16 protein-coding genes are annotated in these 18,727 nt (G+C 37.1%); 5 read left to right on the plus strand and 11 right to left on the minus strand.

The window, feature by feature from the left end; translation table 11 throughout:
* Positions 1 to 433: 433 nt before the first annotated feature.
* Both ACVFVN_RS00800 and ACVFVN_RS00805 read right to left on the minus strand, forming a co-directional pair.
* A complete protein-coding gene (locus ACVFVN_RS00800; protein ID WP_456233765.1) occupies positions 434 to 1,414 on the minus strand; it encodes a PLP-dependent cysteine synthase family protein in 981 nt (326 codons plus the stop codon).
* Between the two features lie 16 nt (positions 1,415 to 1,430).
* Positions 1,431 to 2,660 carry an ABC transporter permease gene (locus ACVFVN_RS00805; protein WP_456233766.1) on the minus strand — a complete coding sequence of 410 codons (1,230 nt, stop codon included), beginning with the start codon at positions 2,658 to 2,660 and terminating at the stop codon, positions 1,431 to 1,433.
* Positions 2,661 to 2,664: 4 nt separating this feature from the next.
* On the opposite strand from ACVFVN_RS00805, the gene ACVFVN_RS00810 reads away from it, so the two are divergent.
* Complete coding sequence (locus ACVFVN_RS00810) at positions 2,665 to 3,861, plus strand: exo-beta-N-acetylmuramidase NamZ family protein (RefSeq protein ID WP_456233767.1); 1,197 nt, start codon at positions 2,665 to 2,667, stop codon at positions 3,859 to 3,861.
* A 230-nt stretch (positions 3,862 to 4,091) separates the two neighbouring features.
* On the opposite strand, the gene ACVFVN_RS00815 is transcribed toward ACVFVN_RS00810, so the two are convergent.
* Genes ACVFVN_RS00815 through ACVFVN_RS00825 form a run of 3 tightly spaced genes read right to left on the minus strand, consistent with a single transcriptional unit; the run spans position 4,092 to position 6,141 of the window.
* The gene (locus tag ACVFVN_RS00815; protein ID WP_456233768.1) at positions 4,092 to 4,301 is read right to left on the minus strand and encodes a hypothetical protein; all 210 of its coding nucleotides are present in this window, start codon (positions 4,299 to 4,301) and stop codon (positions 4,092 to 4,094) included.
* Between the two features lie 8 nt (positions 4,302 to 4,309).
* Positions 4,310 to 4,936, minus strand: coding sequence for a DUF3575 domain-containing protein (locus tag ACVFVN_RS00820; protein WP_456233769.1), 627 nt, complete (start codon positions 4,934 to 4,936; stop codon positions 4,310 to 4,312).
* 5 nt (positions 4,937 to 4,941) lie between these two features.
* Complete coding sequence (locus tag ACVFVN_RS00825; RefSeq protein ID WP_456233770.1) at positions 4,942 to 6,141, minus strand: thioredoxin family protein; 1,200 nt, start codon at positions 6,139 to 6,141, stop codon at positions 4,942 to 4,944.
* A 132-nt stretch (positions 6,142 to 6,273) separates the two neighbouring features.
* On the opposite strand from ACVFVN_RS00825, the gene ACVFVN_RS00830 reads away from it, so the two are divergent.
* Both ACVFVN_RS00830 and ACVFVN_RS00835 read left to right on the plus strand, forming a co-directional pair.
* Entirely contained in the window at positions 6,274 to 6,993 is a 720-nt protein-coding gene (locus tag ACVFVN_RS00830) for a DUF3822 family protein (RefSeq protein WP_456233771.1), read from the plus strand.
* A 30-nt stretch (positions 6,994 to 7,023) separates the two neighbouring features.
* Positions 7,024 to 7,593: an RsmD family RNA methyltransferase gene (locus tag ACVFVN_RS00835; RefSeq protein WP_456233772.1), complete on the plus strand. Its 570-nt coding sequence runs from the start codon at positions 7,024 to 7,026 to the stop codon at positions 7,591 to 7,593.
* On the opposite strand, the gene murI is transcribed toward ACVFVN_RS00835, so the two are convergent.
* From murI to ACVFVN_RS00860, 5 genes are all read right to left on the minus strand, one after another.
* Positions 7,588 to 8,409 carry a glutamate racemase gene (murI, locus tag ACVFVN_RS00840; protein ID WP_165132832.1) on the minus strand — a complete coding sequence of 274 codons (822 nt, stop codon included), beginning with the start codon at positions 8,407 to 8,409 and terminating at the stop codon, positions 7,588 to 7,590. The genes ACVFVN_RS00835 and murI overlap by 6 nt on opposite strands.
* Positions 8,410 to 8,488: 79 nt before the next feature.
* Positions 8,489 to 9,613: a radical SAM family heme chaperone HemW gene (gene hemW / locus ACVFVN_RS00845; RefSeq protein WP_456233773.1), complete on the minus strand. Its 1,125-nt coding sequence runs from the start codon at positions 9,611 to 9,613 to the stop codon at positions 8,489 to 8,491.
* 53 nt (positions 9,614 to 9,666) lie between these two features.
* Complete coding sequence (locus ACVFVN_RS00850; protein WP_456233774.1) at positions 9,667 to 10,629, minus strand: PorP/SprF family type IX secretion system membrane protein; 963 nt, start codon at positions 10,627 to 10,629, stop codon at positions 9,667 to 9,669.
* A 37-nt stretch (positions 10,630 to 10,666) separates the two neighbouring features.
* Entirely contained in the window at positions 10,667 to 11,740 is a 1,074-nt protein-coding gene (locus ACVFVN_RS00855; protein WP_456233775.1) for an RluA family pseudouridine synthase, read from the minus strand.
* Positions 11,741 to 11,809: 69 nt separating this feature from the next.
* The gene (locus ACVFVN_RS00860; protein WP_165132844.1) at positions 11,810 to 12,802 is read right to left on the minus strand and encodes a PASTA domain-containing protein; all 993 of its coding nucleotides are present in this window, start codon (positions 12,800 to 12,802) and stop codon (positions 11,810 to 11,812) included.
* Positions 12,803 to 13,085: 283 nt separating this feature from the next.
* Here ACVFVN_RS00860 and ACVFVN_RS00865 point away from each other — a divergent pair, with 283 nt between their 5' ends.
* Complete coding sequence (locus tag ACVFVN_RS00865) at positions 13,086 to 14,078, plus strand: D-alanine--D-alanine ligase (protein ID WP_456233776.1); 993 nt, start codon at positions 13,086 to 13,088, stop codon at positions 14,076 to 14,078.
* 15 nt (positions 14,079 to 14,093) lie between these two features.
* On the plus strand, positions 14,094 to 14,555 hold the full coding sequence (gene coaD / locus ACVFVN_RS00870; RefSeq protein ID WP_165132850.1) for a pantetheine-phosphate adenylyltransferase: 462 nt from the start codon (positions 14,094 to 14,096) through the stop codon (positions 14,553 to 14,555).
* An 89-nt stretch (positions 14,556 to 14,644) separates the two neighbouring features.
* Here the strand turns inward: coaD and ACVFVN_RS00875 are convergent, their stop codons facing one another.
* Complete coding sequence (locus tag ACVFVN_RS00875) at positions 14,645 to 18,607, minus strand: T9SS type A sorting domain-containing protein (protein WP_456233777.1); 3,963 nt, start codon at positions 18,605 to 18,607, stop codon at positions 14,645 to 14,647.
* Positions 18,608 to 18,727 lie beyond the last annotated feature (120 nt).

Consider the following 18,727-nt stretch of genomic DNA (forward strand, 5'->3'; position numbering starts at 1 on the left):
GAATAAAGCAGAGATGATAATCGACATCTAAACTTTGAGCGTTAAATAAATTATAAGAATGAGCGTAAAAAAGTTTAGTGTCCGAACAAGCCTAGGGAAAAGCATGGGCGTGAGTTTTAAACTTTTTAGCGAATGAAAATAATTTATAGCGATAAAGTTTAAAGTCTTGACTTTTTGGTTCTTTTGCGTCAAGGCAAACCTAGCGCAGCGGTTCGACGGAGTCAAAAGAACAAAACACTTCGACAACTAAAAGCAGTCAAAAGAACAAAACACTTCAACGACTAGAAGCAGTCAAAAAAACGAAGCACTTCAACGAACAAAAGCAGTCAAAAGAACAAAACACAATGCAGAAAAGGAGCCACCAGAACAAAAAAACCTCATAAGCTTATATCACTTACGAGGTTTTAATATTTAAAAATCGATTAATTAATTTCTATAACCAACCCATCTCCTTCATCCACTCATCGTTATATATTTTGGCTACATAACGCGAACCATGATCGTGTAACAACACCACGATAACATCATCTTTGGTGAATTGGTCTTTCATCTGTACCAAAGCCGCCATCGCACTACCCGCTGAATAACCACAGAAGATACCTTCTTCTTTCGCCAGTTTGCGCGCATAGATGGCACCATCTTTATCGGTTACCTTTTCGAAATGGTCAATAACGGACATATCGTAGTTTTCGGGGATAATATCTTCTCCGATACCTTCGGTAATATAAGAATAGGCATGGTCCGGATGCAGTTCGCCAGTTTCATGAAATTCTTTAAGGATAGAACCATAAGTATCAATACCGATGACTTTGATATCTGGATTCTTCTCTTTGAAGAACATGCCACAACCTGTCACCGTACCGCCAGTCCCCGCACCTGCGACAAAATGCGTTAGCTTACCATCCGTCTGCTCCCAGATTTCGGGTGCTGTCTGCTCGTAATGTGCTGTACGATTGGACAAGTTATCATATTGGTTAACATACCAACCATTCTCCGTTTCGGTTGCTAATCTTTTGGACACCGAATAATAAGAGCGGGGATCCGTAGGTTTAACATCCGTAGGGCAGACGATAACCTCCGCCCCAACAGCACGAAGAATATCGCATTTCTCTTTAGATTGTTTAGAATTGGTTACGAAGATACATTTGTAACCTTTAATAATGGCTGCCAAAGCCAAGCCCATACCCGTATTACCAGAAGTACCTTCGATGATGGTTCCGCCAGGTTTCAGACGGCCGTCTTTTTCGGCATCTTCAATCATCTTGAGCGCCATTCTATCTTTAACGGAGTTTCCGGGATTGGTAGTTTCTACTTTTGCTAATACCAAAGCTGGGAAGTCGTCTCCCAAAACTTTATTCAACTTCACCAGTGGTGTGTTACCTATGGTTTCTAAAATGTTGTTATAATATTTCATAAAAAATTGTTATTGATTAATCATATTTTATAGACTTCACAGGAGAGATTTTGCTGATGATATAACTCGGAATAATCATGGCGACACCCGAAATAATTAAAATCCCTGCAGAAATAGATAAAATGTGAATAGGATTAAGATCCACTGGAACGGTACTGATAAAGTAGTTCTCAGGATCCAGTTTTATGATACCAAAATACTTTTGTAATAATAATAAACCTATACCGATGACATTCCCGATGATAAGCCCCGGAACCATAATCATAAGGGTATAGTTGATGAAAATAGCACGAATCTGCCCATTGGTCGCACCAATTGTTTTGAGAAGTCCAATAGAGTTGGTACGTTCGATGATTAAGATGAGCAAAACCATAACAATATTAATAACGACTACCAATAGCATAATGGTGATGATAAGACTGATGTTTTGATTAAAAATATTAATCCAGTCCAATATCTGTGGGTACCTGTCGATAACGCGCTCTGCATAGTTTTTGTAACCGATATATTTTTCGATGATGGGATAATCTTTGGTCATGTTGCTGTTATCTTTCAGGAAAATGTCCAGACCTCCAATTTCGCCATCATTAAGATTCTGTACTTTTCTAACGTGGTTGATATCGCCAATCATGTATAGGTCGTCCACCAATTTGATATCGGTTTTATAGGTTCCACTAACACGGAATTTTCTATAGATCGGTTTTTGATCTTCTTTGGAAAAAATAGCAACAATACTGTCGTTCGGCTTTAGAGATAAATCTTTAGCAATCTTATCCGACAATATCACATTGTTGTTGTAGCCATCTTCGTCATATTTTGGGATTTCCCCAGCCACCATAAAGCTTTGAAATCGCGATCTGTCAAAGTCTTTACCCACACCTTTTAAGATAACACCAGAAAAGTTTTTCTCGGTTCTCAAAATACCACTTACGGTGGCATAAGATTGTACACCTGCCACTTCATCAAGAGATTTTAAAGCTTTAAGGTTCAAACCTTTTTGGTCTAATATTGATGAATTGTAAGAATTGTTAGAGCGCGTTGATTTTACAGTAATATCACCACTAAAGTTAGAAATACGGTTTTCAATTGCTTTTTTGGAACCTAGACCTGTGGCAACAGTAATCAACGAAACGATGATCCCCAACGCTACAGAAACGCGTCCGATGTACACAATAACCTTTGATAGATTATTTTTGTTATCTTTGGAAAAGGCAATCTTTCTAGAGAAAAATAAAGGAAAATTCAACTTAATGATTTTAAAGCTCAAAATTAAACAATTAGTTTTGATGTGCCTAATTTATTTTGGAATCACCCAAAGCTTAGGCGCCCAAAACATTGCAGATACAGACTTCCGAACTGGCGCGGATCAACCCGAACTCTATTTGGAAAAACTCCGCAACAAAAACATTATCATCGTCGCCAACCAAACTTCTTTGCTAAAGAACAAACAACATTTGGTAGATTATCTCGTGGAACAACAACTTAGCATCAAAAGCATCTTCGCGCCAGAACATGGCTTCCGTGGCGATGCCGATGCTGGCGAACACATCAAAAATGGAATCGATGCTAAAACCAAGCTTCCCATAGTTTCGCTATACGGTGCTAATAAAAAACCCAGCAAAGAACAGCTCAAAGATGTGGACCTTATCCTGTTTGACATTCAGGATGCTGGCGTACGTTTTTACACCTATATTTCGACTTTAACCTACGTTATGGAAGCGGCTGCGGAAAATAATATTGCAGTGATGGTTCTTGACCGTCCCAATCCCCATGATGGCTATATCGATGGGCCAATTCTTAAAAGCAAATGGTCGAGCTTTGTAGGCCTTCATCCTGTGCCTGTTGTTTATGGATTAACGATTGGCGAATATGGTGAAATGGTGAATGGCGAAAAGTGGCTCAAAAACGGCATGCAATGCCAATACGAAATTATACCGATGAAAAACTATCATAAAAACAAGCCTTATCCCATATCCGAACGACCATCGCCCAACCTTCCAAATGATTTGTCCATCAACCTCTATCCTAGCCTTTGCTTTTTTGAAGGAACAGAAGTATCTGTTGGACGTGGCACCGAGGTTCCGTTCCAAATATATGGTTCGCCTTGGATTAAAAACATGACCTACCGCTTTACGCCAAAACCCAATTATGGTGCGAAAGATCCTTTTCTAAACGGACAGCTATGTTATGGCGAAGATCTTAGCCAGCATAAAACAGAGCTAAGAAAACTAGAATTATCATGGCTATTGAAGGCTTACAAGGATTTTGACCATAACAAAAAAAACTTTTTCCTAAAGAATTTATTTTTTGATAAACTAGCAGGAAGCGATGCGCTAAGAAAACAATTAATCTCTGGAAAATCTGAAAAAGAGATTAGAAATAGCTGGAAGGCAGATTTAGAGAATTTTAGTAAAATCCGTGCAAAATATATGATTTACCCAAACTAAGATTAGTTTTGCTAAATAAAAACCGATACGCCTTCTTAAAAGTATGAAACAAACACACTTTTAAGAGGGCGTTTTTCATTTGACAAAAGCATTGAAAATCCGCTTTGGCACGATGATTGCAAATTTCAGAACATTAATCAAAATCTGAAAAACACATCAATTATATATACTCGATTTCAATATCAACAATAAAAAAATCCGCTTTTTAGCGGATTTTTTATTAATAGGTTTTAGTCAAAGTTTTGTGGAGGATCATCATCTTTAGTTTTATTAAAAAAGATCATCCAAATAGTTAAGCCTGCAACACCACCTAATCCTGTTAATACAGCACGTTCCATTTTGTCGGGTTGATCGTTCCCAAGATAATTCATTAAAAACAATACCGTAAATACGATTGCCGCAATGCCCAGATATTTGATATTAAAAATGTTCTTCATCATTATTAAAATTAAAGTTTGTACGTCAACATTACACCGCCGCGATATGGCAGCCATTCGCCGCTTCTGTCCCACTCGTGTCCATCTCTGTCGATGTCGTTATCGTAACGTTCGCCACTTATTTTATCATAACCTTTGTAGAAACTTTGCATGCTTCCGATACCGAGATAGATATCCAGATTCCATTTGTCATTCCATTTGAATTGGTAGCCCCCTACAGCGCCCACAATAAAAGTATAACCTTTTTGATATAGGTTGGACTGAATATAAGGCGTTACCTCGCCATCTTTGTGAACATAGAAATTATCATTCCAATAATTCCACTTTTGGATATTAAAATATCCTCCAGAAATATTGGCGCCAATATAAAACTTTTCAAAAGCTTTGTCAAAATAATATCTTCCATCAAAACCTAACAAATAGGCTTGTGCATGTTTACCTGCAAAGGATTTCCAAGGCGATACAAGAACATCGGCTTGTAGGGTATAATGCGTACTCAACTGTCTTTCGACACCTACATTAACAACGCCTATGGGCAATGTCAGCGCGTTCACTTTGAGGGCGGTTATTTTATTAGATTCTTGTGCAAATACCAAACTTCCTAAACTTAGCAAACTTGTTAAAAGAATATTCTTCATTAATATTATTTCTGATTGATAATTTTATTAACCTCCGTCAAATCAACATTTTGTCCTTTGGCATGTAACACGGCAGATTCTGCAAAACTTTTAGCTTCAACTTTTTTTCCAAGCTTGTTATAAAGCTGCGCCACAGTTGCATTGGTTCGGAAAGAATCTTCAATCATCAACGCTTTTTCCGCCCACATTGCCGCTTGTTGCAAAGAAGTTTTGTTGCTAACGTGTTGATTGAAAAAATTGCAAGCCGTCACCAGATCTTCAGCAGAGAAGCCATCACCCGTTTTGAAAACGTCCAAAGCTGTGGTCTCGTAAGATGTCCAGTTTTGAGTGGTTTGGAAAAAATTTAATTTAATAATATTCAAAGCTTTTTGCGCTTCCTCAGCAGAAATATATTTTGAGGTTTCTCTTAAAAATAATTGATCGTCAAAACTTCCTTTCTCAACATTTGAAGCATCCTGAATAATTTTCCCAATGTTCACACGGAAAAGAAATTGGCTGTAATTGTCATTGCCAATATATTTGGTAAGAACATCTTTGTGATTTACAATATATTGATAATTAAAATCCTGATTGGACTGGATACTTCCGAACAGCATATTGATCTCATCATTCGTAAAGTCCTGACTTGTTTTAGCTTTAAAATAAGCTTCGGCAGCTTGCTTAGCTTTTAAAGGATTAATTTTTACTGCAGATTTGAAAAAGCTAATTAGAAACTCTGGATTGCGCTCGCCTTTATCAAATCGTTCTTGCAAACTTCCTTGCGCATTGCCTGGTTTGTTATATTTCTCGGCAATTTTTAGAAACTCATCACTTGGGATATAGCCCAACTCTTGCCCAACCACTTCGCCATCTCCGTTAATGAATAAAAAAGTAGGATAACTTCTCACAAAATAGGTTTGTGCCAAAGTCCTTCCTTCGCCTTTTTCCATATCAAATCGGGCATTGATAAAGTTGTTGTTATAATAATCTGCAACCTTGGCATCTGTAAAAACATTTTTTTCCATCATCTTACATGGACCGCACCATGCTGCAAAAGCATCCAAAAATATAAGTTTCTTATCTTTTTTGGCTTTAGCAAGAATCGTTTGAAAATCGGTATCTTCAAATTTAATCGAGGTTTGTCCCCAGACTGCAACAGAAAGTCCCAATCCTAGAGTTAACAAACTCCTTTTCATCAACATGGATTTTTCTTGGAAAAACGACATAAGAATGTAGGTATCTTTAATTTAATAAAATGCGAATATAGTATAAAATAAAAAAATCTCGAGTGCTATATCTCATAAAACTAAAACGCAGTCGTTATAATTTCATAAATTTGCAGTTGTAAAAGTTGTTATATGCAAAAATTATCTCTTCTTTTTATGAAGGATGGCCTACAATGGCAAATTCTGAAATCTAAAAAAGTTATCGAAGAAAAACAGTTTTTTTTAACGGAAGAAAGTCCTGCCAACCTAATAGAAGAAGCGCTTAACGAAGTATTATCACGTAATGATTATCAAGACATCACGGTCTTTAGCACGCTTAATCATTTTACCCTAATGCCCGAAGGTTTCGAAAAACACAATCTTGGTTTTGACCTCATCGCTTACAATGCTGATGTGGACAAAAACAATGAAGAACTGATGTTATCGATTAATAAAAAATTTAATATTCAATTTTATTATAGTTTTCCAAAAAGCTTCTATAAAGTGATAAAGGCGAAAGAACTTCCTACCAACTTCAACTTTACAGGGGAAAAATTCCTGAACAGCATCAACAACAAACACAAAAAAGAAATACACATCAACCTTTACAAAAATCAAGTCGAGTTTTTCGCTTTGGAAAACAAAAAAGTCGTCTTGTACAACAATCTTGACGCCTCGTCAGAAGTTGACTTTTTGTATTTCATTATGTTTAGCCTTAGCAAAATCGGTTTCGGGATCAACGATACCTATTTCTACATCTATGGCGAAACGACAGAGAACGACACTTTTATTTCGGAATTGCAAAAATTTGCAAAACATTTGAAAATCCTTTTCGATAATTTGTATAAAAAGTCTTTTATACTCAACACCTAAAAAGGAAACTTCAATTTAAATTTAAAAATAATGTACAGAATTATATCTGGGAAATGGAAAGCAAAAAGAATTGCTGCTCCAAAAAACTTTGACGTCAGACCAACAACCGACTACGCAAAAGAAGCTTTATTCAGCATGCTGGAACATCGGTTTGACATGCAATATATTTCGGTTTTGGATTTGTTTGGAGGCATCGGTTCTATTTGTTTAGAATTCGCTTCCAGAGATTGCAAAGACATCACCACAATCGAAATGAACCCACGACATGCAGGTTTCATCAACACCACGGCGCAAGAATTAGGCTTTGGCCCGCAACTTAACATCCAACGTTCTGATGTTTTTGATTGGCTAAAACGCAAAAAAAATAACGCTAAAACCTATGATTTGGTTTTTGCTGATCCACCTTTTGATATGGACGAAACTAAATATCAGGATCTAATTAAGCTGGTTACGGAAGGTGCATTTTTAAAAGAAAATGGCACGTTTGTTTTGGAACATCAAAGCCGACAAAAATTTGAACATCCACTATTGACCGATACGCGAAAATACGGAAATGTAAGCTTCTCTTTTTTCGACAAAAATAAAGCTGAAAGTTTATAAAACTTTCAGCTCCAATGCGATTCGGTTTCCAAAAAACTTTTTCGATATTCTTTCAAAATTTTTCGTGATATCTGATAAGAAAAACTGGTATTTAGGCTCCGGATTGTCTTCGTTTAACAATTGGTATTTGTCCAGCACACTTTTCACCTGACTTGCTACGATATTGGGTGAGTCAATCACACGAACACGATTGCCATAATATTGTTTAATTTCATTCTGAAGCAACGGATAATGTGTGCATCCAAGAATTAAAGTTTCAATATTTTTAAGCTTATTGTTGGACAAATAATTATAAATAATAGCATGCGTTATCGGGTGATTTGCAAAACCTTCCTCAATGGCAGGCACCAAAAGCGGCGTCGCCAACTCATCCACTTTGATAAATTTGTTATGCTTGCGGATACTTTTTTTATAAAGCCCAGAATTAACGGTGGCTTTCGTCGCAATAACTCCAACATTGTTATGAATCTCAAAAGCCACTTTTTCTGCAACAGGATTAATCACATCAAAAACAGGAACGCGCCCATCGACCAATTCCAAAATCTCTTTCAGAGCATTAGCTGTCGCTGTATTACACGCGATTACAATGGCTTTACAATTAAGACCTAGTAAAAATTCGACAATTCTTAAAGAATAACCGACAATGGCTTCTTTGGATTTTTCACCATACGGCAAATGCTTGGTATCCCCGAAATAGATGAGATCTTCATGAGGCATCAATCGTTTTATTTCTTTAGCTACAGTAAGTCCGCCAACGCCAGAATCGAAAATGCCGATAGGTTGTTTGGCGGATAAGTGAGAATAATCTGGTTTCAAAAAATTTCTTTTGTGCAAAATTACTTATTAATTGTATTCTAAAATTAAATTCGTCCTATAAATTTTGATTCTTAAAGGTTTAAACCAAAAATAAATCCGAGGCAATCCCATCTGCCATAAACCAATGCTCCTCAGGAATACGCAACCTATCATGTTCAATAATTAAAATAGTGTCTTTTAGTTTCTGCTGAATCGACTTTTCAAAATCGGAAACTAAATCACTCGAGAAACTATTTTTAAACTGAACCAAATCCACACCTTTTTGAGTGCGAAGTCCAATCATCAGCATTTCGTTGTAGCGGTCTTTTTCGCTGAGCTCCTCGCGTTCGATAGGAAGTATATTCTCGGAAATCGATTTGATGTATTTGGTATTGTTAGCCACATTCCAACTTCTAAGTGTGGCGCCATCATAAGAATGCGCCGATGGCCCAAGTCCCAAATAGGCTTTGTAAGCCCAATAAGACGAATTGTGCTTCGAGTGAAAATTGGGTTTTCCAAAGTTTGAAATCTCGTAATGATCGAATCCGTTTTCCTTTAAAAATTCGGACATAAAAAAGAAAGCTTCATTCTGAAAAGCTTCGTCTGGCGATTTTATTTTTTGTTTTGTAATCCAATTTTCTAAAATCGTTTTCGGCTCCACTGTTAAAGCATAGGACGATACATGCGGCACTTGGAGTTCAATAATTTTCAACAAATTTTGTTTCCATTCTTCCATCGTCGACGTTGGCGATCCATAGATAAGATCGACACTGATGTTTTCTAAACCGAAATCCTGAGCTCTTTTGATACTGGATTCGGCTTCCGAAGCGGAATGTGCGCGGTTCATCAACTTAAGATCTTCTTCAAAAAAAGATTGCGTCCCAATACTTAATCGGTTGACGCCAACATTCTTTATCTCTTTTAAAAACGAGTTATTAAGATCATCTGGATTGGCTTCTAAAGTGATTTCTATCGCAGAATCCAACTCAAAATAATGATTAACATCGTCAATTATTTTTCCGATTTCTTCAGGCTTCAAAAGAGATGGCGTACCGCCACCGAAATAGAGAGATTCTATTTTTTTATCTTGCAACTCGCTGTGTCGCAACTTCAATTCTTTACTTATCGAAGTCAGCATTTCTTCCTTCAAAATCAAAGACGTCGAAAAATGAAAATTGCAATAGCTGCATTTCTGTTTACAAAAAGGAATATGTATATAAATCATCAACAAAAAAAGCCAGCAATTGTGGCTTTTTGACTATTTAATATTAATAAATTTTATCTGTATCGGAATCCTTTACCATTGATAAAGTTTTCAAATCTAAAGCCTAAACTCAGCATAAAACTGTTACCCACGGTTTCTTGTAATTCAGACATCCCGAAGTTATAAACTGCCCCGAAAGTTAGTTTCCCAATGCGGCCTTTTATAACAGGTGAAAGTCCCAAATTCTGACTTCCTACGCTGCTTTTTGCACTTCTGAAACTTACACCGCCAGAGAAGCTCGCACCTTCTGAGAAAAAGGTTCCCATAATGTTGTAATCCATCACGCGCGAGGAGTTGGTATTAAGATTTAAAAGAACTGAAGGCGTTACATAAAAACCATCTACAAAATGCCAGTCGTAGCCAGCATTCATAATAATTTTTGTTGGAGATGGTTCTATTCCGTTGACAATGGGAATGTCGTTATTTAATGGAATATCCATCACAGAAACCCCACCTGCAAAACCTCTGTATTTAACAGCCATACCCAAATTAGCATAGGCTAAAAATATATTTTTGTCATACAAAACGGGATCATTAGGATTATCTGGCGTCAACAGCGCCGTATCCAAACTCATATTATAAAAATTGACACCAGCACCAAAAGAGAATTGGTTCATACGGTTTTCTTCGTCACCAAGTGGTATAAAATAGGATGAGCCCACCGTTATTCCATTGGCTGAAATGGGGCCATTTTGATCCCTGAAAAAAGAAGCGCCTACGCCAACTCTGTCAAACACATTGGCATGCATCCCAACAGATTGTACATTGGGCGACTCTCCAAAATTGGAAAATTGTTTTTGATAATTCAAATTCAAAACCAAATCATCGGATTCGCCATACAATGCAGGATTGAACAAGAAATCGCCATCCATTAAATATTGTTGGTAAAGTGGTAAAGTCTCCTGTGCTTTTGCCGTATTTTCAGCAAATAACCCAAGAACCGCAACAAGACTAAAAATTTTATAAATTTTTCTCACGAGACAAATATAAAAAATTAAAGTTTCCTTTTTTATTTTAATTGTTTTCCAAATACTTCCGCCATCTATCAACCGCTTCCTGCATATCGCCAGGCATCGGACTTTCAAAATACATTTCTTTTTTTGTAGTCGGATGAACAAAGCCTAAGGTGTGGGCATGTAAAGCATGACGCGGCAATATTTCAAAAATATTTTGGACGAATTGTTTGTATTTTGGGAGATTAACCCCTCTTAATATTTGATGTCCTTCATAGCGTTCATCATTAAATAAAGTATGCCCGATATGTTTGAAGTGCGCCCGTATCTGATGTGTTCTTCCCGTTTCCAACTTGCATTCTACCCAAGTCATGTGACGAAAACGCTCCAAAACTTTATAATGTGTCACCGCGTGTTTTCCATGACTGCCATCCTCATAGACTGCCATTTGCATTCTGTTCTTCTGATGGCGCCCGATATGTCCTCGAATAGTGCCTTCGTCTTCTTCTATATTTCCCCAAACAAAAGCCCAATAAAGGCGTTTGGTTTTTCTGTCAAAAAATTGTTTTGCTAGATAGCTCAGCGCATATTCCGTTTTAGCAATGACCAAAAGTCCAGAAGTATCTTTATCAATACGATGCACCAGTCCTACTCGATCCAAATCGGAATTATAATTGGGATTTTTAGCAAAATGGAAGGCCAAAGCATTTACCAAAGTACCATCCCAGTTGCCGAAACCCGGATGCACCACCATTCCTGCCTCTTTGTCCACAACCACCAAATCCTCATCTTCATAAACGATATTTATCGGAATATCTTGTGGAATGATAACATTTTCACGTGGTGGATGCGCCAAAAGCACACTAATCTCATCGCCTGGCTTTACACGATAATTCTGCTTAACCGGATTGCCATTCACCACAACATTTCCTGCGCGACAAGTTTGAGAAATCTTATTGCGCGACGAGTTTTGTCGATAGATCAATAAAAATTTATCAATTCTTAAAGGCTCTTGTTTTTTATCGACTGTGATATTGAGATGTTCAAAGAGTCCGCTATTTTCGTCGCTAAGACCAATCTCATCATTGGATTCTAAAGCATCTTCAAAAGCTTCATCAAAATCGTCCTCTTGCATATTTTTTTTATCAAAATTGGCTTCAACAACAATGCTGAAGCCATTATATTAGTAATAGTCTTAAACGGTCTATTCTACAATTACCTTTTTCTTCTCTTTCGGTTTTTCTGCTGCTGGCTTATTGGCCGTGTTAGAATTATTATTGGTAGTTGTTGTTTTAGGTGTTTCTGGTTTTTTTTCAGGTGCAGGTTTTGGCACTACTGCTGCTGGTTGGTCAACCTCAACTTCTTCGTAACGAATTGGAGGCGGTGCTACCGTATCAATTTTTGGACGATACATCAAATCCAATTCTTTGACTTTGTTAAACATTTCGGCAGGCGTTTTGTGACTTGCCCAAAGGTCAATCTGCATGCCTTGATCTCGCAATGCACCAGCTGGCGGATCTTGATAGTAAATAATAGCAGCATCGTCAGCCGTACCGGATTCGTATTCTACGATACCAACTTCAAATAAATTTTGAGCAATTATTTTTTTAGCTTCTTGGACGGTTCTTCCCACCAAATTCGGGATGGTCACATTTCGTAATGGTCCAGAACCAATTACCAAATCGACGGTTGAGAATTTAGGAAGAAGTTCACCTGGTTTTATGGGTCGATTTTGGAATAAGATTCTAAGAACAGCATCTCTTTGGATACTTGGCTCGTAGAGTGTATCACCTACTTTGAGTCCCACCAAATTAAGTTGGTTAAATGCCAAACCTTTGTAACGATCAATAATATCCGGAACGGCAACTTTCGCCCAAGTTCGTGGATTAACTTTTAGCAAAACTGTTCGTCCTCCTTTAACATGAGATCCTGGCGATGGCGACACCAACAAGACTTGAAAAGGTTTGAATTTTGGATTGAACTGCGCACTGTCAACTTCATATTCTAAGCCAGAGTCGTCTAGGACTTTTATCGCATCGTGCACCGTCATATTCATGACGTTAGGAACAGGAATTTCTTCACCATGATTGGTATGAAATTCTAACCAACGGAAAGTTAACCATACAAGACCCGCAAATACCGCTAACGCGAGAACGATGTTAACGAGAACTTTCCAGTGGAAAAAAGATTTGAACATAAGCTATTGTTTTGTTACAAAAATATCTAGCAAATATAGATATATATTTTGTATTTTTTTTCTTCATGCTTCATTTTTTGTGCCATTTTGCGATAGGGATAGTAGCGGATATCCTTCTTAAGAAATGGCATATTGCAAAGGCAAGAAGATAGCAGCGGATAGCCCGACCGCAACTTCGGCAAGGAATATGTATTGGAAAGTTGCGGAATCGCCCAAAAATAAAAGCAGAACCGCGTCTTCCTTGTTGATAAAATTTTTACATTTGCGATAATATAAATCTGTTATGGAAAAGAAAAATATAGCCGTGGTTATGGGCGGCTATTCTGACGAATATGTCGTGTCACTGAAAAGTGGACAACTAATCTATGACTCGCTGGAGCGCGAAAAATACAATGTATATAAAGTTGTTATCCTAAAAGATGAATGGTATTTTTTGGATGACAACGAACAAAAACTGGAGATTAATAAAGCGGATTTTTCTGTAACATTGGGCGATGGAAGCCAGCTAAAATTCGATGCTTGTTTTAATATTATCCACGGAACGCCTGGCGAAAATGGCATTCTACAAGCCTATTGGGACGCCGTTGGACAACGCTATACAGGTTGTAACTTCTACCAAAGCGCTTTAACTTTTAATAAAAAAGACACTTTGGCTGTCTTGTCAAAATATAATATTCCGTCGGCAAAAAGTATCTATCTGAGAAAAGGTGAAAAGATTGATGCTGAAAATATTGTTGCAGAGCTTGGACTTCCGCTTTTTGTAAAACCTAATCAGTCGGGAAGTAGCCTTGGGATTTCTAAAGTGAAAGAGATTTCTGAACTGGAAAACGCCATTGCCTTCGCCTATAAAGAAGATGACGAAATCCTTATCGAAAGCTTTTTGGATGGCACCGAAGTTTCTGTTGGTGTTTTAGACTATCAAGGAAAAACCATTGTTTTGGGCATTACAGAAATTGTTTCGGAGAACGAATTTTTCGATTATGAAGCTAAATATGAAGGCGCCTCACAAGAGATTACCCCTGCAAGATTGGATGACGAAACCCGCAGAAAAGTGGAAGAAATCGCCATTCGCGCTTATGATTCTTTAGGAATGAGTGGTTTCTCCAGAAGTGAATATATCATTATGCATGGTGAACCTTATATGTTGGAAATGAATACCAATCCTGGTTTTTCCCCAGCAAGTATTTTACCACAACAAGCAAAAATATACGGTATTTCCATCCAAGATCTTTGTGGGAACGAAGTGGAAAAAGCCCTTAAAAAGCCTTTACATTAATAAAATAAAAACGACATGAGAATTGCTGTTTTTCCAGGATCTTTTGATCCCATCACGCTAGGACATTACGATATTGTAGAACGCGCTTCGCCTTTGTTTGATAAAATTATTATTGCCATTGGTAGAAACTCACAAAAAAAATACATGTTCTCGTTAGAACAGCGTAAAGAGTTTATCCGAAACACCTTCAAAGATTTCCCCAATGTGGAAGTCGATGATTTTGAAGGCTTAACGGTGGACTATTGCAAAAGCAAAAATGTTAATTTCATATTGCGGGGCCTTAGAAATCCTGCCGATTTTGAATTCGAAAAAGCAATTGCGCAAACCAACAGAGCTTTGACACGAGAAAGCGTTATCGAAACGATTTTCCTACTCACCTCATCGGGCAAATCATTTATCAGCAGTAGTATTGTCCGCGAAATTATTTCCTTCGGTGGCAATTACGAAATTATGGTTCCAGACGCTGTTCGGGTTTAATATAAATTTTAAACATCAAACAAACGGATACAAAAAATGTATCCGTTTGTTTGATGTGTATTGGGTTGTTTAATTATTAGAAACATTTGTTATTTGATAATCTTTTTAAAACGAGTTTCACCAAAACGATCTGCTTTAATAATATAAATACCTTTTGTGAATATGGAAGATGTTATGTTTAATTGTTTAAGATTCGTCCACTCTGTCCATATTAATCTGCCCACGGCATCGTAAACTTCGACTTGTCCCAAGTTTTTATCAGATTTTATAATAAAATCTTCTTGATCTTTATAAACTACGAAATCATTTTTTGTCGGATCTGTCGCATTAAGCACTAAATCTGATTTATAAATTATTTCGAAACGGCCGAGATTAAACCCTTTTTCTAATGTAAAATTGTAATTGCCATCGTTTAATTTAACAATTTTATTCAACAGCTTATCTTTAAGATAGATATCTTGTCCATCAGCGAAAATAGCATCACCTTCTGCAAAAGCTATTTTGTAATTTCCACTTTCATAAGCTTTTACACCCAATGCTATAACATCATTTCTAATATCAACATCTTGTCGTCCTTGGATGCTCAATGGCTCTGCATCGCTACTGATGCTATAAAATAAATCTGAAGCTGATGTATTGGCCAAAGCATCATATTTATCATATATATTGGCAGCGCCCTCATCATAGACAACAGCTGTACTGATGATTAAATTTTTAGGCGTTATCAATTCCAACCAATAGCGTTTGGGCTTTTCGTTTTTAAAATAAACAGCACTTGAAGTAGCGGTTCTCATCGTATTATCAAAGCTAAGACTTGCTGTTGTACTCTTAAGTTTTACAATAAAGGCCTGTCCCGACTTGATAATATTAATAGGTTTTTTAGCCGCGGCGTCATTATTAAATCTGGGCGCTTGATTACCTGTTTTACTAGAAAAATTATAGGTTGCATAATTATCTCCCGAGTAATCACTGCCATATTGGTTATAATCTGTATTGCCTGTATTATCCCAGAAATAGGCATTGTTATCCTTAGCCACATCCAGCAAGGTATTGTTTAAAGTATAGAATAAATCCAAATCAAAATTAGAAGGATATGGATTGCCTGTAAGATTGTAACCATCGCCCTGACCGACATTGTTACCTACATCAAAAACAAAAGCGGCATTATTGGGCACACCACTGAAAATTGCTTTTACGGCATTTGAAGCAAGACCTATCGCTGAATAGCCTTTGGCTTTTGCAGACTTTGTGCCCGCTATTACTGGTTTGAAGGTATCTGTTTTTGTTATATACTCCATCACCTTGCCTGCCATAACAGAATTGGGACTACCATATAACGCATATAAATCTTGCTCTACAACGGGTGACGCCCAAAGATTGTATTGATTAGCTGGCACTGTTGCTTTGCGCTCTAGATTGATAGCACCTATATTATTAGCGGTAGGATCTTGCATCAGGATAGCATTATTTTCAAACCTTACAATTCCACCTGTGTTTTGGAGACCTTGTTTGGCTTCAAGAACATTAGATGCTAGGTTATCAGCAGTTTCGGGAAGTTTTAATTCCCCTCCTACTACACTTACTAAATTATTAACCTTTGTAACTCCTGTAGCGGTTTTAATACCAGAACCTGAAATTTTTAAATGGGCATAATTAGCACCAATGGGCGATGTCGTAACAGGTGCGTTGGTGATAATTTGGTTACCGCCCCTAGAATATTCGATGGTGCTGGCATTGGCAAGACTGATGTTTTCAATAGTATTATCGACAGAAGTATTGGTGCCACCACTGAAGCCGTCTTCATCACCAGTTTTAAAAATAGCATTGCTTTCCACAATAAGGCTCTGTGTGCCTACTGGACCATCTATAGTCTGTGTATTTGTTGCAAAATCAGCATTGCTTTTCACTGTAAAACTTCCTTGGTCGCGCAAGCTAATTGTCCCCGAAGTACTCCATACATTAGTCCCTGTAACTTCTATTTTGTTATATAATTTGGGAGCACGCACATTTTGACTGCTTGCATTAGCATTGTTAAATTCAACAATACCACCTGTCAAATTATAAGTCCCAGAAAGTCCCGGATTAAAACCTATCTTTTGTAGTCGATACCGGCCGCCACTCATTATGAGTCCACCATTCTCGGAAGGCAAATCACCATCGGAGAAAGAACCTGTCCCGTTATCGAGAACAATCCCTTTTCTGATTTCTAAATAACCATTGCTATTGATTCTTTTTAATCCATTGGGTTGAAAAGTAAACGCATCTGTAAAAAGTTCTACAATTACCTTTTTGGCAGAAACAGCATTTGGTAAAGCATTACCGGAAACTTGGTTACTACGTCCTACATAGTGGTAAGTCGCATCACCTGAAAAAACCCTTGTTGTCGCATCACCTCCTATTTGTACATTTCCTGTATAAGTGCCTCCTGTCATAATCCCTTCTGGTGAAGTGATAATTAATTTACCGCCAGCCATTAATTCAAAAGACTGAGATGTTTGATTTTCTATTCTTGATATATTATTTGCTGTCAAACCATTTAATCCAAAATCTAAGATGCCTGCATTTTCTACAATTAGTTTTGCACTTGTCCCCAGTTGCCAATCTTTGGTTAATTTGACATTAGCGCTATTTTTAATATAGAAATACAAATACATAAAATCATTGGAAGTCGTATTAGAAGTCGCGGTAATAGTTTGTGTTAAATTGGTTGGATTTCCTACAAAATTAAAAGTTACATCAGTACTTCCTGTATTAGAATTGACCAGATAGGAATTTACAGTTCCGGTATTAACCTTCTTAAAATTCCCTCCCAAATTAACCTTAGACGTATTAGGATGCGAATTGTTATTGCTCAAATTAAAAACACCGCCATTAAGAAGAAAATCACCATTGATATTTAGAAAAGCTTTTTTGTTTCCTGCTTTGGCAAGAAGGATAAAACTTCCAGCATCGTTTTTAATAAAATTCCTTTTTACAGTTAAGGTCTTATCACCATTAGTTGATTGGCCTAAAACTAAACCTATTCCTCCAATGTATAAATCCCTTCCCACCGTTAAATTATCAAAATTGATCGCCATCTCAATACTTGAGGAGGTTGACGTATTCTTCAATTTAAGATCGCGATGCGTAATTTGATACGTTCCTGAAGGGAATACCTGATTCCAGTGAGAAGAAGTTTCGATATTCAAATTCCCAAACTTTGCAGAAATACCTGCGACCGTATAATTAGAAATCATACTAGCCGTACTAAACAAGGGACCACCATCCCATGCAGTAATATTAACATTGGAATCTTCATGAAAAATCTCAATACCATTCCAGATATTGGTATTTTCCTTAGAGATGTTAACTATGCCACCATTTTCAATCTCAAATTGAGAAGTCGGCTGTAGCGCAGTTTGAGCTTCTGAATTATTAAGATCTAGCAATCCTGCAGATCTTACAATAAGTTTGCTACTAGCACCCAAAGTTAAATTTCCATTAACAGATAAAGTCCCAGAAATAACTTCCAAACTTTTGCCATCAGCAATTCCCAAGCCTGGGTCAGTATCTGCCGAATAAACAAATACATTATTACTAATAAAAATATTCTTATACATCCTACCTCTCGCAACGTCTACATAACTTCCACTTTCTATGAAAATATTTTCGGGAGTCCAACTTGCCGACTGTGGTGATACAGTAGCCGCTTGCCAGCCTCCAGAGCCATATACTTGCCAGTTGGACGTAGAAGCAAAATAAATGCTAGCAGTACTACCTGGCTCGGTTCGGAAATCACCATTTTGTGGCGCTGGTAAGATTTTTAACTGACTGCTTTTTACCATCGAAGAATTCCCAAAACTCTTCTTTAAGGAAAAATAATCATCAACAATACCTATTTTTTTTGTGAATGTCTGCTGGTTTTGATTTCTAATAATGCAAGATGTGGATCTATTATCATTTTCAAAACCCAAACGACCTGCTAATGCAGAAATAGTTTTAGCGCTAAAAAGCACCGAGGTTAAAACAAAAAGCACCATGCACGCCCTCTGTTTTGAGTAAGTAGTTTTCATTATTATAGATTGTTATTAGTTTATACATAATAAATAGTATTACGTCAAACTAATTTAAAACCTACAATTCGTCTACAAAATACTCGTTTTCCATGATATACATTCTACACAAACTCTATT

The organism is Soonwooa purpurea, from assembly GCF_053891095.1.

Bases quoted from the DNA above. Each gene is read 5' to 3' on its own strand.
- ACVFVN_RS00800 (WP_456233765.1), bottom strand. From the start codon at position 1,414: ATGAAATATTATAACAACATTTTAGAAACCATAGGTAACACACCACTG.
- ACVFVN_RS00810 (WP_456233767.1), top strand. From the start codon at position 2,665: ATGATTTTAAAGCTCAAAATTAAACAATTAGTTTTGATGTGCCTAATT.
- ACVFVN_RS00815 (WP_456233768.1), bottom strand. From the start codon at position 4,301: ATGATGAAGAACATTTTTAATATCAAATATCTGGGCATTGCGGCAATC.
- ACVFVN_RS00820 (WP_456233769.1), bottom strand. From the start codon at position 4,936: ATGAAGAATATTCTTTTAACAAGTTTGCTAAGTTTAGGAAGTTTGGTA.
- ACVFVN_RS00825 (WP_456233770.1), bottom strand. From the start codon at position 6,141: ATGTCGTTTTTCCAAGAAAAATCCATGTTGATGAAAAGGAGTTTGTTA.
- ACVFVN_RS00830 (WP_456233771.1), top strand. From the start codon at position 6,274: ATGCAAAAATTATCTCTTCTTTTTATGAAGGATGGCCTACAATGGCAA.
- ACVFVN_RS00835 (WP_456233772.1), top strand. From the start codon at position 7,024: ATGTACAGAATTATATCTGGGAAATGGAAAGCAAAAAGAATTGCTGCT.
- hemW (WP_456233773.1), bottom strand. From the start codon at position 9,613: ATGATTTATATACATATTCCTTTTTGTAAACAGAAATGCAGCTATTGC.
- ACVFVN_RS00855 (WP_456233775.1), bottom strand. From the start codon at position 11,740: ATGCAAGAGGACGATTTTGATGAAGCTTTTGAAGATGCTTTAGAATCC.
- ACVFVN_RS00860 (WP_165132844.1), bottom strand. From the start codon at position 12,802: ATGTTCAAATCTTTTTTCCACTGGAAAGTTCTCGTTAACATCGTTCTC.
- ACVFVN_RS00865 (WP_456233776.1), top strand. From the start codon at position 13,086: ATGGAAAAGAAAAATATAGCCGTGGTTATGGGCGGCTATTCTGACGAA.
- coaD (WP_165132850.1), top strand. From the start codon at position 14,094: ATGAGAATTGCTGTTTTTCCAGGATCTTTTGATCCCATCACGCTAGGA.
- ACVFVN_RS00875 (WP_456233777.1), bottom strand. From the start codon at position 18,607: ATGAAAACTACTTACTCAAAACAGAGGGCGTGCATGGTGCTTTTTGTT.